Origin of the sequence: Paenibacillus sp. FSL E2-0151 (assembly GCF_037993015.1) — a bacterium.
Taxonomy (GTDB): Bacteria; Bacillota; Bacilli; order Paenibacillales; family Paenibacillaceae; genus Paenibacillus; species Paenibacillus amylolyticus.
The window spans coordinates 3,646,854-3,662,142 of sequence record NZ_CP150308.1; the positions used below are offsets into that span (position 1 = coordinate 3,646,854).

Sequence of the window (15,289 nt, forward strand, 5' to 3'; positions counted from 1 at the left end):
GCGAATCAATAAATCGTATTATTACGATATAACGATTTAGGAGGAATACTTTTGAACACTCCCGCTTTTGACAGTAATAACATTAAACAGTTCGATGAACCAGCTAATCTGCTGAAAGCTTTGTCTCACCCCATTCGTTTATGCATTGTGCGGGGACTGATGATGAAAAAAAAATGTAATGTTTCTTATATGCAGGAATGTCTGGATCTTCCCCAATCAACAGTCTCACAACACCTCCAGAAACTTCGCAGTGCAGGTATTGTTGCTACGGAGCGGAATGGTCTTGAAGTGAACTATGTGCTTGCCGATCAACGGGTTGAACAGATTATCAAAACTTTATTTGAAAAGGATGATTGTGAATCATGAGCAAAAGAGTACTCATTGTTGGCGGTGTAGCTGGAGGTGCATCTGCAGCTGCACGCCTTCGCCGTCTGGATGAACATGCCGAGATTATTATCTTTGAGAAGGGACCCTATATCTCATTTGCCAATTGTGGTTTACCTTATTATATAGGTGGCACAATCGATGATCGAGAGCGTCTGCTGGTGCAAACGCCAAAAGGGATGGCAGATCGCTTTCGTATCGATGTCCGTACAAGAAGTGAGGTCGTAGCTATTGATTCGCAGAAGCGAGTGGTTAAGATACAATCCCAGGAGCGCGGTGCATATGAAGAAAGTTATGACGAGTTGATATTGTCACCAGGTGCAAAACCGATCATTCCCGATCTGCCGGGTAAGGACAATCCGCTAATTTATACCGTACGAAGTATTCCAGATATTGATCGGATCAAAGACCAAGTAAGTTCGTCTAACAACAAGTCTTCGATTGTCATAGGCGGTGGATTTATAGGTGTGGAAATGGCTGAGAATTTAAAGGAAGCTGGTCTGGATGTAACGCTGATTGAGGGGAACGCACAAGTACTCACACCCTATGATACCGAGTTAGCAGCCGCATTAGCACAGGAAATGGAGAATCATGGTGTAAACCTGCTGTTTTCCAAACGTGTTCAGGGATTTCATTCCCTGGAGCAGGGCATAGGGGTTGAACTTGCCGATGGTCATGTGTTGACAGCTGACATGGTTATTCTTGCGATAGGCGTAACGCCGGACACCTATTTTTTGAAAGATAGCGGCGTTTCGCTGGGTGCACGTGGACATATTATCGTAAATGAAGCCTTGGAAAGTAGTGTGCCACATATCTATGCTGTTGGAGATGCCATCGAAGTAACGGAAACCATTCATGGTACGAAGGCAACGATACCACTTGCCGGACCTGCCAACAAACAAGGCCGTATTGTTGCCGACCGTATCGCAGGGCTTCCTTCTACCTATAAAGGGACACAAGGTACGTCCATTATCAAAGTATTTGGAATGACCGCAGCTACGACAGGCAGTAATGAAAAAACACTACAGCGCCTGGGCGTGGACTATCAAACCGTTATCGTACACCCTGCTTCTCATGCATCGTATTATCCGGGTTCAAGCGCAATTACTCTTAAACTGCTGTTTACTCCTGAAGGCATAATTTTAGGCGCACAAGCAGTCGGTTATGATGGAGTGGATAAACGAATTGATGATATTGCTGTAGCCATTCATTTTGGAGGACATGTCCGGGATTTAACAGAGCTTGAACTGTGTTACGCGCCTCCTTATTCGTCTGCCAAAGATCCCGTGAATATGGCTGGATATGCAGCAGAGAATATGATTACCGGACGTGTTCAGACGTACACCTATAATCAACTGGCTGATCGTCAGCCGGGGCGGTCGATACTTCTGGATGTACGCAGTGAAATTGAGCATCAAAATGGTCATATTCCGGACTCAATCTCTATTCCAGTTGATGAGCTTCGTCAACGTTTAGATGAATTAGACCCATCCAAAGAAATTTGGCTATACTGTCAAGTCGGCTTACGTGGTTACACTGCTTCGCAAATTTTGCGTCAGCATGGTTTTAGTGTAAAAAACTTGAGTGGTGGTTATAAAACATACCGTCAAGCCCAGTTTAAGCCTGCTACATTTACTGCTGCAAAAAAAGACCGTCCTGAACCTGTGGAAAAGGAGTCTATTCCCACTGACTCAACACAGCCGCAACGTATTGATCATGAGTTGAACGTGTGCGGATTAAGTTGTCCTGGTCCGCTAATTCAGGTTAAGCAGAAAATGGATCAACTCTCGAACGGGGAAACACTTCGCGTGAAAGCTTCCGATCCAGGATTCTATGAAGATGTCAAAGCATGGGCGACAATGTCGGGTTCCACAATCTTGCAGTTGGAAAGACTGAAAGGCGGTACGATTGAGTCTGTCATTGCTAAAAATACAGCACAACCCGTATCCGATGCCCCAATCAGCGATCCTGCCAGCACGATGGTTGTTTTTAGTGGTGATCTGGACAAAGCGATCGCTTCACTCATTATTGCAAATGGGGCAGCAGCCAGTGGACGGAAAGTAACCCTATTTTTCACTTTTTGGGGATTGAGTATTATTCGCAAGCAGCAGTCGCAGAAGTTATCCAAAAATATGATCGGCCGTATGTTTGATATGATGTTACCTCGCGGGAGCCAGAAGCTTGGCATGTCTAAAATGAATATGCTTGGAGCAGGCCCGAAAATGATCCGTGGTTTGATGAAAAAACATCATGTGCCGTCGTTGGAGGAATTGATTGAGAGCGCAATTGCACAAGGAGTAGAGATCGTTGCCTGCCAAATGTCCATGGATTTAATGGGAATTCAGCGTGAAGAATTAATAGACCAAGTCAAAATTGGTGGCGTAGGTTACTATCTTGGACAAGCATCACAAGCCAATCATAATCTGTTTATTTAAAAAAATTAGTAATGCTGAGCAGGATAATTGAATGCGTACCGAGAGAATGCCACGATGAGTGGCATTTTTTTGTTCAAAAAAAATGAACGTTTCATTCAGAAACGGTTCTTTGACTTACATTTAACAGCAACATAGAGTGATGACAAGGACGGTGGTTGATTTAGCTAGGCAAATGAGAAGCATATACACCCTTGACTTTCCCCTGTACGGGAAACTATATACTCGCATTATGTTAAAAGATTGGAGATGATATGTTGTTCAAAATCAGTGCGTTTTCCAGGCTAAGTAGGGTCTCATTAAAAACACTGCGTTATTATGACCAGATTGGCATACTTAAGCCGAGAAAGGTAGATCACGATACAGGTTACCGTTACTATTCCGCAGATCAGCTTCTCGAGCTTAACCGAATCTTCATTTATAAAGAATTGGGGTTCACGTTGCCACAAATCACACAGCTGTTACAGGAGCATATTACATTGGAGAATATTCAAGGCATGTTTAAGCTAAAAAGAAGCGAAATTCAGCAGATTATCGATACGGAACAAGCCAAACTCGTCCGGATTGAGGAACGCATGCAGCTTATAGAGGAAGAGGGGCACGTCGAAACTGGACAAGAAATTCTAATCAAAGAGGAGGGTGCTCGGCAGTTTCTTTTTCAGACAGGGTGTGGGAGGGAAGAGGAGATCCCGAGTTTATTTCGTCAGTTTGATCAGTCATTAACAAAAGAAATGCGCCAACTGATTGACGGTCCTCAGGTTGTTTTGTGGAAAGAAATCGCAGGACAAGAGGAAGAGTTCGAGTTTGAAATAGGTTACTTCTTAACCTGTGATCTGCGCTCACCTCCCGACCCATTTCAACTGCGGACTCTTCCTGCCGAGCCCATGATGGCCACCATAGCTTATCGTTCCAATGCCACCTTTGCCTGTAAAGCCTGTGTTCATCTAGCTACATGGATTGAGAAGAATAACTATCAGATCAAGGAGAACGGAGCTGGTAGGGAATTATATTTACCCTTATCTCAAGAACAAGATGTACAGTTTATAGAAATACAAATTCCAATATTAAATAGATAACTGAAGAATAGATAACTGAAGAAGACGGAGTGGATTAAAGTGAAAAATAAATGGATTATATATATCTTGGCATTGGCTGTTTTTCTGATCGGAACCCTTGAATACATTATTACAGGAGTCATAGAAATGATCGCCTCAGACTTGAGCGTATCTACTTCCGAAGTGGGTTTACTGGTGACTGTATTCGCTCTGGCAGCGGCCATTATCGCTCCGATTCTCATTGCAATTACAATAAATATGGATCGCAAGAAGTTACTGTTGTCCGCCCTCAGTGTGTTTATTGCCAGCAACGGACTTATGCTTGTTGACCTTTCTTACGAAACTTTACTATGGGTGCGAATTATTCAAGGGGCTAGCGGAGGAGTGGCTACCGTAGTAGCAATGGCCGTATCGACACGACTGGTTGAAAAAGAAAAAAGGGGCAATGCCATCGGCATCATTTTGATGGGGCTAAGCAGTTCGCTAGTGCTCGGTGTCCCATTGGGCACATTTTTTAGTGAAATGTTTGGATGGAGAGTTCTATTTATATTCATTGGATTGTTAAGTGTTCTTCCATTACTTATTATCTACAAAAAGGTTCCGGCAATCAAAGAGGAAGAAAAGATCACCCTCAGAATGCAGCTCTCCATTTTGAAAAATCCACTCATTCTGACTGCCTTGCTTATTACATTATTGTATATCGGCGGCTATTCGACACTGTTCACGTATATTACGCCTTTCTTGCAAGCTACATCCACTCTTTCTATGACCGAGATAAGCGGTGTTCTGTTTCTCGCGGGAATTTGCAGCTTTGTCGGATCAAAAGTGGGCGGACAATTGGCAGATGCAAAGGGATCAAAGTTTACAATTTGTCTAGGCCTTCTGTTACAAGGCGTAACTCTTCTTTTGTTTGCTCTAGCTGGAGTTAATCTTATCATGTTAATCTTGGTTTTAATGATTTTTATGTTAGCAACGTGGAGCATATCTCCGGCCCAGCAACTATATCTGGTTACACTGGCACCTCGTAATCCCGACATTGCCCTTAGCGTAAATACGTCATTTATCCAATTTGGTTTTGCACTGGGATCTGGATTAGGTGGGATTGTGATCAGTCGTACATCTGTCCTGTACTTAAATTGGTTGGGGTTTGGAGCTGTAAGCATTGCTTTACTTCTTGCCATCTTACTATTTAAGAAATCGAGAAGCAGGACTGGAACGCCAGATCCAGTGTAATTTCAGTGATGGGTAATTCTTGCTTATGAGTAAAATAAAAAGAGGATCTCTTCAGCATTCACTGCTCAAGAGATCTTTTTGGTGTATAACAAGGTTATAACGAGAATCACGTGTGATTTGCGTATCACAATATGATAATTGATCAATCATGCTTGAGAATATGTCATTGCATCATACAGTCTAAAACCTTAACTTAAAATGACAGCAGAGAACGCTAACAACCTCGATGACGTTTATACCGATTGGATGGCTAAGGTATGTGTAAACGCGTATTGGACAGAGTGGGAATTTTTCCATAGATCTAAGTACATCCCCCTTAAAAGTGAGATTTATATCCCAAATCTGTTAAGTCAGCCGGGACACCTTCACGTCGTTTATGAAACTGTTTAGGCGAGGAACCGGTCATTTGTTTGAACTGCCTGCAAAAATGCTCGACATTACGGTAACCGCATCGATCGGCAATCTCTGCAACCGTATACAAATGATGTCTGAGATATTCTTTGGCCAAACGTATTCTGCTATGAATAACATCCTCCATACACGAGAGGCCAAACGATTTCTTGTACATCAACTGCAGGTACCCCGGGCTGACGTTTATGATCTTCGCCATTTCTGATATTGTCCAAGGATGGCTGGGACGGTTATGAATTGCCGTTCGAAGCTTCAACAGAGGATAGTGCTGAGGACTAATATCCTCTTGGACACAAGACTCAAGCAATTTATTGAACAAGGTTCGCAGCAGACAATTGATGGATGATTCCCGGTAATCGTTCTGAAAAGAATGCTCTGCAACAAGCAATTGGAACAGCTTATGACAGTATTCCGGATCATCCAGTGGGAAAGGTGTGCCTGGCGGAAGGGAGGTATCGGTTACAAACGGTTCATCACTTTCAAAACGAATCCAATCATTTATATAGCGCTCTGAACAAGCCCGATAATATATTTTTTGATACGGTTTGAAAAGTACAGCACAATGAGCCGGGTATTCCTTAAGTTGTCCATCAACCCAAAACTGGGCAGGGGTCTGTGTAATGACTAATAACCAGGCATCATGCCCTTCAGGGATATCAAAAACAAAATGATTCTGATGTACCGCGTCACATTCAACGTAAAAAATAGATGTCATGGTTCTTCCCCTTTATATTTAAGTTGTAGAAAAGAATAACCCATACACTACTTAAGCTATTTTCTATTATACGAGAGTTATCTTTATTTCATAGAACGAATGTACTATTACAATTATATGAGGAGTGTAGCTGGAATGAACAAGCAGGGGTTCAACCCATATCTTCCATCCTGGGAGTACGTACCTGATAGTGAGCCTTATGTATTCAATGAAAGAGTGTATGTGTATGGTTCACATGACCGTTTTAACGGACATGCCTTCTGTCTGAACGATTATGTATGCTGGTCTGCACCCGTGAATGACCTGGGGAATTGGAGAAATGAAGGGGCGATCTACCGAAAAACAGATGACCCGTTGAATCCGAATGGCCATATGTGCTTGTATGCACCAGATGTTACGCTGGGTCCTGATGGGCGGTATTATCTGTATTATGTGCTGGATAAGGTACCCGTTGTTTCGGTGGCTGTATGTGATGCACCTGCCGGTAAATATGAATTCTACGGTTATGTACAATATGGCGACGGCACTCGTCTGGGTGAAAGAGAAGGGGACGAGCCCCAGTTCGATCCCGGCGTGATGACTGAAGGACAGCACACTTATCTGTATACCGGCTTCTGTGCGGCCGGAGACCAATCAAGACATGGCGCGATGGCCACGATGCTAGGTCCGGATATGCTGACGATTGTGGAAGAACCCATATTCGTAGCACCGAGCGAGCCTTACAGTGAGGGCAGCGGTTATGAGGGCCATGAATTTTTTGAGGCGCCTTCCATTCGGAAGAGAGGTGATACCTACTATCTGGTGTATTCTTCTATCGTTATGCATGAATTATGTTATGCCACCAGTCGATTTCCAAATAAAGGATTTACATATCAGGGCGTCATCGTAAGCAACTGTGATCTCCATATCGACTCCTACAAACCTACTGACAAACCCATGTATTATGGAGGCAATAACCATGGCAGCATTGTGGAGATCAACGGAGACTGGTATGTCTTCTATCACCGTCATACCAATGGGGACGCATTCAACCGGCAGGGCTGTATTGAGAAGATATCTTTTGCAGAGGACGGCAGCATTCCTCAGGTGGAAATGACCTCCTCTGGTCCAAGTGGGAGACCGCTTGAAGGAAAAGGCGAGTACCCCGCATATCTTGCATGTAATCTTTTGACCAAAGATGATCAGAAGTACACTGGAGGTTTTGGAGCAGGAGCCTGGCTGGACAGCCGCTTTCCAAAGATCACCCAGGATGGTAGAGACGGTGATGAAGAAGTCGGATATATCGCCAATATGGTTGAATCCGCAACGGCAGGTTTTAAATACTTTGATTGCCGAGGAATTCGCCAGGTCTCGATCAAGGTACGGGGATATTGTCACGGGGTATTTGAGGTCAAAACCGCATGGGACGGTCCTGTCCTGGGTACAATCCCGGTACATTTCACCAATCATTGGAAACCCTATTCAGTCGAGATGACCATTCCGGATGGTATACAAGCTTTGTATTTTACGTACAGAGGTTCTGGAAGTGCAAGCCTTGCATCATTTATTTTAGCGTAATCCTCAAACACATGATCTAAGCAATCCAGACAAAACAAAGCAGCTGCTGGTCATCCAGTAGCTGTTTTGTTGACCGATCAGCCTATGCGGCTCAGATAGTTGGTTTTTTTATGATTAAACTTTTAGTCATCCGCATCGTTGGCTTCTCCGGCCTGTTGCGAATGGCTGCGATATTCGCTTGGCGCGATGCCTGTCCACCGCTTGAACTGGCGGCTGAAATGCGCATTGGTCTTATAACCCAGCATCATCGCAATATGGTCTATGTTCAAGTCGGTTTGCTTTAACAGCCGCTGCGCTTCGTTCAGAAGGGTTTCGGATAGAAACTTGCGTGGAGCGATGCCGTATACCTCCCGAAAAATACGATTAACCTGTGACGGGCTTATGCTCAGCGATTTGGCAATGTCCTGAATCCAGGTTCGATCGCTCTCCTGAATTTCCCCGTGAAGATGGATATACCTTACCGAATCCTCAATGTGCTCAGCAATCTGATGGGCAATGGTTTCTTTTCTCGACAACGTAACGGATGCTTGCTGAGATAACTGACCGACCAGGGAACCGAGCAGTTCAAACACGGCGGCGTGTACCTTCATTTGTTTGGAGGAAGATAGCGAGCTAGACAAATGCTCTGTAGCCAAACTATACAAGGTAGACAGGGAAGGGGAGAGCCCCAGAGCCAAATTCGAATTTGCCGGATAATAGATGTCTTTGCAACGGTTAAGTTCTCTGCAAAAGGATGTATCGTGTATGCTGAAATGCACAGAAAAATAAGTGAACCCCTCTGGTCCGGCTCCGGTGCAAGAGTGGGTCATACCAGGCCGGATGAACAGAAGGTCGCCAACCGACTGCCGATAAGACTGCCCGTTGACAACCATGTTCATCTGCCCGTCCATCATCCAGTGCACTTCATACATTGAATGTTCATGAGACGGATAAGTCCAGCTGGAATCTACTTTTCTTGCATGCAGCCCCAATAATTGAAAAGACATGCGAACATCGGGCAGACGCCCTAAATACACAGCATCCAAAAGCTTGGTCACAGCAAACCAACCCCCTTGTACTATTCTATATACCAACATCCTGTCATCGGATTGTCCTCGTAAATTATCTTTAGTTTAATGGATCTAACCTCATCTTAACAGAAAAAAATGCGTGAAAAGGGTAAATCGTCGGAGTGATTAGAACATCGTCATGAACCATAGCGGGTGCTATGGTAGTATTATCAACCCGATGGGGAAAAATGGAGGCAAGCTTGAATGAGAATTATTCGATTTCTGGACGGACAACAGAAGTGGCTGGCAGCCGTTACGGATGATGAACAAGCGTATCGTTTGCCACAAGCAGATTTTATGACTTTGATCTATCAAGCAAGAAAGCAGGGGATTTCTCCAGTTCAACTTGTTGAAAGCGCTTTTAAACCGTTAAACAAGTTAACTGACGATTGGACTTCCTTACATCTACTCACTCCATTGGAAGCTCCGGAAGTATGGGCCGCGGGTGTGACTTATCAGCGCAGCCGGGAAGCGCGAAATTATGAAGCAACGGAAGGCAAGCTGGATGCAAAGACCTTTTACGATAAAGTTTACGATGCCGAAAGACCGGAGATCTTTTTTAAATCTACAGCAGCCCGCACCATCGGGCCCAATGAGGCTGTCACACTTCGCAGCGATTCCAATTGGCAGATCCCGGAGCCTGAGCTGGGGTTGGTGCTTGCCGCGGATGGCAGCATTGTGGGATACATCGTTGGTAATGACATGAGCTGCCGCGATATTGAAGGGGAGAATCCGCTGTATCTACCGCAAGCAAAAATGTGGCGCAATTCCTGCTCGATAGGGCCAGCCATTCGTCTAGCGGAAACGGTGCAAAATCCATATGCGTTCAACATCGTCTGCGAAATATATCGCGAAGGTGAAATAGTTGTCAAAAGCGAGGCAAGCACAAGTGAGTTAAACCGAAAACTCGATGAGCTGGTCTCTTTTCTGGCCAGAGATAACGATCTCTTTGACGGTACGGTGTTATTAACAGGCACAAGCATCGTGCCACCCAATGATTTTACACTTGCACCCGGGGACCGCATTGAAATATCCATTAGCGATATCGGGACACTTATTAATCCAGTCATTTCAAACTAATGTACAAGGAGGATGAATGCAATGACCACATTTCAGGTAGAGCAGACATACAGCAATTACATTAACGGAGAATGGGTGAAGGCGACATCCGGTGAAACCGAACCGAGCATCAACCCGGCGAATCGGAAGGAGGTAGTTGGCTACGTACCCACCTCAGGCGTAGAGGATCTGAACCGGGCTGTTGCAGCCGCGAAGGAAGCAGCAAAAGATTGGCGGAGGTTATCGGGCGCGGAACGCGGAAACTATCTATTTCAAGCAGCCAATGTGCTGGAACGCCGGGCCGATGAAGTTGCAGAGGCGATGACCAGGGAAATGGGCAAAACACTCCCAGAAGCTAAAGGAGAGACACTGCGCGGTGTAGCAATCTTAAGGTATTACGCCGGAGAAGGCATGCGAAAAACCGGGGATGTCATTCCATCAACGGACAGCGAAGCACTGATGTTTACGACTCGCGTACCCCTTGGCGTTGTTGGGGTTATTGCTCCTTGGAATTTCCCGGTAGCCATTCCGATTTGGAAAACGGCTCCGGCCTTGATTTACGGCAATACGGTTGTGTTGAAGCCTGCTCAGGAAACTGCGGTCACTGCGGCTAAAGTAATGGAGTGTTTTGAAGAGGCGGGCATTCCGGCAGGCGTTCTTAATCTGGTATGCGGCAGAGGCTCAGTGATCGGATCTGCACTTGCTGAGCATCCGGATGTGGGCGGAATAACGTTCACAGGTTCCAATGAAGTGGGCAAACGGGTCGGCGGCGCAGCACTGGCACGTGGGGCCAAGTATCAACTTGAAATGGGTGGGAAAAACCCGATTATTATCGCGGCTGACGCTGACCTGGATTTGGCTGTGGAAGCCACGATCAGCGGTGGGTTGAAATCGACCGGGCAAAAATGTACGGCCACCAGCAAGGTCATTATTGAACGAAAAGTATACGATGCCTTCAAAGAAAAGCTGCTCTCGCAAATCCAGGAAATTCGGCTGGGTGACGGCATGTCTTCTGGAAGCTGGATGGGTCCATGTGCAAGCGAAGGACAGCTCAATACCGTGCTGAGTTATATTCAAAAAGGCCAAGATGAAGGTGCCGTTCTGCTCACTGGTGGAAAAAGAGGGGACGGTCCGGGATTAGAAGAGGGATTCTATGTGCAGCCGACCGTATTTGAAGGGGTCGAATCCCATATGTCCATCGCCCGGGAAGAAATTTTTGGCCCGGTTCTGGCCTTGATTGCGGTAGATTCCCTGGAGGAAGCCATCGAAGCGGCTAATGATAGCGATTATGGCTTGAGTGCTTCCATCTATACACAGAACGTCGGAGCCATGTTGTCTTTCATCCGGGACATGGATGCAGGACTGGTCAGAATTAATGCAGAAACAGCCGGCGTAGAGCTGCAGGCTCCGTTTGGCGGAATGAAGATGTCAAGTTCACACTCCAGAGAACAGGGGCAAGCGGCTATCGAGTTTTTCACGGCCATCAAAACGGTCTTTGTGAAGTCATAAACTGTGGGAGGCTATCATGTACGAACAGATTACGTCGATTATGGGAGAGACCGCGTCCAACTGCTTCGATATCATAGCACATGCTCCAGGGGCTGCCGGACGTCTGCCTTTAACGGATGATTTGCTGCGGAATGCTCCAAGCGGCGACTTGTTTGGCATGTCCCAGAATGTTGGAATGGGCTGGAAGCCCGGGGAATTGAACGGAAAACAATATCTGATCTTAAGTACGCAAGGTGGCATACGCAATGAAGATGGCAGCCCGGCAGCACTCGGTTACCATACGGGTCACTGGGAGGTCGGCCTGCTGATGAAGGCTGCCGCAGAAGAACTGTCAAGCCGGGGAGGAATCCCGTTTGCTGGATATGTCAGCGATCCGTGTGACGGCAGATCTCAGGGGACAACCGGCATGTTTGACTCGCTTCCGTACCGGAACGATGCCGCTATGGTATTTCGCAGACTGATTCGCTCGCTGCCAACACGTAAAGGCGTGCTTGGTGTCGCCACTTGTGACAAAGGCCTTCCAGCGATGATGCTCGCGCTTGCCGGCATGCCGCAATTGCCTGGCGTAATCGTTCCCGGTGGCGTCACACTTCCGCCTACCGATGGAGAGGACGCCGGTAAAATTCAGACCATCGGTGCACGGTACGTCAACGGGGAACTTTCTCTGGAAATGGCGTCGGATTTAGGATGCCGAGCTTGTGCTACACCGGGAGGAGGCTGTCAGTTTCTAGGTACCGCGGCTACAGCCCAGGTTGTAGCCGAGGCAATGGGTATGACAGTGCCACATGCCGCGCTTGCACCTTCCGGGCAGCCGATCTGGTTTGAAATGGCGCGCCAATCGTCACGTGCACTCATCCATATGGAGTCTCAGGGGATGAGGATGGCAGACATCGTCACGGATGCATCCATTCGCAATGCGATGACCGTCCATGCTGCGTTTGGAGGATCGACCAATCTGCTTCTTCACATACCGGCGATTGCCCATGCAGCGGGTTTAACCGTACCCACGGTACAGGACTGGATACAGGTCAACAAAAATGTTCCGCGGCTGGTTAGTGCCCTGCCAAACGGACCGATCTTTTATCCGACCATACGTGTCTTTCAGGCAGGAGGTGTACCGGAGGTCATGCTACACCTCAGACAGCTTGGTCTGTTGGATGAGTCTGTACCAACGGTTACAGGTACTTCATTGGGTCAGGTACTGGACTGGTGGGAATCGTCGGAACGCCGTCATCTCATGCGGAAGCAGTTAAAAGAGCAGGACGGCATCGATCCGGACAGTGTCATCATGAGTGTAGAACACGCTCAGCGGCTTGGAATCTCATCGACTGTAACATTTCCAACCGGGAATATCGCTCCAGAAGGTTCTGTCATCAAATCCACCTCTATTGATCCTGCTGTGCTGGATGAGCATGGCGTATACCGTCATCGTGGCAGAGCAAAGGTGTTTACCACCGAACGTGAGGCGATCCATGCGATTAAGACCGGAGGTATTCTGGCTGGCGACGTTGTTGTGCTTCTCGGGCGAGGTCCATCGGGAACCGGGATGGAGGAGACGTACCAGCTTACATCTGCGCTTAAACATTTGCCTTTTGGCAAATACGTGTCACTGATTACGGATGCCCGGTTCTCCGGTGTTTCCACCGGAGCGTGTATTGGTCATGTTGGCCCCGAAGCGCTGGCAGGCGGACCGATTGGCAAGCTGCGGAACGGAGACCTGATTGACATCGAGGTTGATCGTAACACACTGGAGGGTAGCATTAACTTTGTCGGAGAAGGAGAGCTGGCGTTTTCGCCGGAAGAAGGTGCTCTCATCCTGGCACAAAGGCCCTTCCATCCGGATATGAGACCTGATGAAGCTTTGCCGGATGATACAAAGCTCTGGGCTGCATTGCAATCGGTCAGCGGTGGGACTTGGAGAGGGAATGTATATGATGTCGAGCGGATCATAACCGCCCTGGAAGCCGGCAAAAAAGCGCTAGGCTGGTACTGATATCCACCTTTCTTATATCTGTTGTTGTACAGATCATCACTTTCATACCGGAGGTTTCTTCCATGAATAAGATCCAGAAAATGATCACCAATCCCATCCTTCCCGGTTTCCATCCCGATCCGTCCATCTGCCGAGCAGGGGAGGATTATTATATCGCTACTTCCACCTTTGAATGGTTCCCTGGTGTACGGATTCACCATTCTCGGGATCTGGTTCATTGGCGACCCATCGCTTCTCCGCTGACTCGTGTAACGCAGTTGAACATGGAGGGCAACATTAATTCCGGAGGCGTATGGGCACCCTGTCTTAGTTACGACAACGGTGTGTTTTACCTGATCTACACCGATGTTAAAAGCCGGGTAGGCGCTTTTAAAGATACCCACAATTACCTTGTGACAGCAACGGATATCGAGGGCCCTTGGTCCGATCCGGTGTATCTGAACAGCAGCGGTTTTGATCCTTCCCTGTTTCATGATGAAGACGGGCGTAAGTGGCTGGTCAATATGATATGGGATCATCGTAAGGGCAAAAATCGGTTTGCAGGCATCGTTCTTCAGGAATATTCCGTCCAGGAACATAAGCTGATCGGACCGGCCGTTAACATATTTAAGGGAACAGAATTAGGCCTGACCGAAGCACCCCACCTGTATAAACACAACGACTATTATTATCTCATTACGGCTGAAGGTGGAACCGGTTATGAGCATGCGGTTACCTCAGCACGTTCCCGTACGTTACAAGGTCCTTATGAGGTCGATCCTGCCAATCCGATCCTCACTTCATACGGCAGACCGGATTTAGCTCTGCAAAAGGCAGGCCACGGTAGTCTGGTCGAAACGCATACCGGCGAATGGTACATGGCTCATCTGGTCGGACGACCCGTTCAGCACAAATATTGCATTCTTGGACGTGAGACCGCACTTCAGCCATGTACGTGGAGTGAGGACGGCTGGCTGAGACTTGCGAGCGGTGACCGATATCCGGAGGTTCAGGTGCCTGCACCGATGAACCAGTCCCATCCGTTTGAGCCGATTGTTGAAATGGATCATTTCGATCACTTTGAGCTTCGGCATGATTGGAATACACTTCGCATTCCACCCGATTCGACTTGGCTCAGCTTGACGGAACGCCCCGGTTACTTACGCTTGCACGGCATGGAGTCGATGAGTTCAACGCACAGGCAAAGCATGATCGCACGGAGACTTCAGGCCTTGGAGTGTGAAGCCGAGACGTGTCTGGAATTTGCGCCGGACCATCCACAGCAAATGGCAGGATTGATTTTGTACTACGATACCCAGGACTATCTCTACTTACGTGTAACTTATCATGAAGAGAAAGAGCACTGCCTGGGGATTATTCAGTCCAAATACGGGGTATACGACGAACTGCTGGAGGATATTCCGCTAGATTCGGTGAGCACGCTCCGTTTAAAGGCTGTGGTGGATCAAGATCGCGCCCGCTTTTATTATTCGTTAAATAGTGATTCATCCTGGAATACAGCAGGCGAGTGGGTTGATATCACACATCTGTCCGATGAATCTCCGGAGTATATCCGGTTTACGGGAACCTATATCGGTCTTTGTGTGCAGGATCTAGGTGGAACCCGAAAACATGCCGATTTTGATTACTTTAAATATAAAGAAACAAAGCATGCAGCTGGTGTATTGGAAAACATGTGACGGTCTTTTTGGAAGGAGCAGAGGACCATGAAATGAAATTGGGTAGTATAGCAGCAGAATAGAGGAATACATGCTCACAGAAGAAATGGATGATGGGATAGTGCGGGGCGGTAAGGCTGCGTGGAATTGTGACGATTCTGCTGGGGCTGGACTTCGAGACACTTCGTACATTAACATAGATGGAGTGAGTCAATGATCGGTACAGTAATGTAC

11 protein-coding genes are annotated in these 15,289 nt (G+C 47.1%); 9 read left to right on the top strand and 2 right to left on the bottom strand.

The features are described from left to right. Positions 1 to 51 precede the first annotated feature (51 nt). The 4 genes from MHI55_RS16500 to MHI55_RS16515 all read left to right on the top strand — a co-directional run bounded on the left by MHI55_RS16500 (position 52) and on the right by MHI55_RS16515 (position 5,104). Complete coding sequence (locus MHI55_RS16500; protein ID WP_036615511.1) at positions 52 to 366, top strand: metalloregulator ArsR/SmtB family transcription factor; 315 nt, start codon at positions 52 to 54, stop codon at positions 364 to 366. Continuing rightward, complete coding sequence (locus MHI55_RS16505) at positions 363 to 2,819, top strand: FAD-dependent oxidoreductase (protein ID WP_076253154.1); 2,457 nt, start codon at positions 363 to 365, stop codon at positions 2,817 to 2,819. The genes MHI55_RS16500 and MHI55_RS16505 overlap by 4 nt, the downstream gene beginning before the upstream one ends. 254 nt (positions 2,820 to 3,073) lie before the next feature. Beyond that, complete coding sequence (locus MHI55_RS16510) at positions 3,074 to 3,892, top strand: helix-turn-helix domain-containing protein (RefSeq protein ID WP_076253155.1); 819 nt, start codon at positions 3,074 to 3,076, stop codon at positions 3,890 to 3,892. A gap of 39 nt (positions 3,893 to 3,931) precedes the next feature. Continuing rightward, positions 3,932 to 5,104 (top strand): MFS transporter, encoded by a 1,173-nt coding sequence (locus MHI55_RS16515; protein ID WP_076253156.1) that lies wholly within the window; start codon positions 3,932 to 3,934, stop codon positions 5,102 to 5,104. Positions 5,105 to 5,420: 316 nt separating this feature from the next. Here the strand turns inward: MHI55_RS16515 and MHI55_RS16520 are convergent, their stop codons facing one another. Then, complete coding sequence (locus MHI55_RS16520; protein ID WP_076253157.1) at positions 5,421 to 6,230, bottom strand: AraC family transcriptional regulator; 810 nt, start codon at positions 6,228 to 6,230, stop codon at positions 5,421 to 5,423. Between the two features lie 135 nt (positions 6,231 to 6,365). Between MHI55_RS16520 and MHI55_RS16525 the strand changes: the two genes are divergently transcribed. Then, complete coding sequence (locus MHI55_RS16525) at positions 6,366 to 7,787, top strand: family 43 glycosylhydrolase (protein WP_076253158.1); 1,422 nt, start codon at positions 6,366 to 6,368, stop codon at positions 7,785 to 7,787. Between the two features lie 122 nt (positions 7,788 to 7,909). Here the strand turns inward: MHI55_RS16525 and MHI55_RS16530 are convergent, their stop codons facing one another. Next, positions 7,910 to 8,824, bottom strand: coding sequence for an AraC family transcriptional regulator (locus tag MHI55_RS16530; RefSeq protein ID WP_076253159.1), 915 nt, complete (start codon positions 8,822 to 8,824; stop codon positions 7,910 to 7,912). 216 nt (positions 8,825 to 9,040) lie between these two features. Between MHI55_RS16530 and MHI55_RS16535 the strand changes: the two genes are divergently transcribed. From MHI55_RS16535 to MHI55_RS16550, 4 genes are all read left to right on the top strand, one after another. Next, on the top strand, positions 9,041 to 9,916 hold the full coding sequence (locus MHI55_RS16535) for a fumarylacetoacetate hydrolase family protein (RefSeq protein WP_076253160.1): 876 nt from the start codon (positions 9,041 to 9,043) through the stop codon (positions 9,914 to 9,916). A gap of 21 nt (positions 9,917 to 9,937) precedes the next feature. Continuing rightward, a complete protein-coding gene (gene gucD, locus MHI55_RS16540; protein ID WP_036671416.1) occupies positions 9,938 to 11,404 on the top strand; it encodes an alpha-ketoglutaric semialdehyde dehydrogenase GucD in 1,467 nt (488 codons plus the stop codon). Positions 11,405 to 11,420: 16 nt separating this feature from the next. After that, a complete protein-coding gene (locus tag MHI55_RS16545; RefSeq protein WP_076253161.1) occupies positions 11,421 to 13,397 on the top strand; it encodes a YjhG/YagF family D-xylonate dehydratase in 1,977 nt (658 codons plus the stop codon). Between the two features lie 62 nt (positions 13,398 to 13,459). Next, positions 13,460 to 15,076, top strand: a complete 1,617-nt coding sequence (locus MHI55_RS16550) for a glycoside hydrolase family 43 protein (protein ID WP_083684768.1) — start codon at positions 13,460 to 13,462, stop codon at positions 15,074 to 15,076. The last annotated feature ends 213 nt before the right edge of the window (positions 15,077 to 15,289 follow it).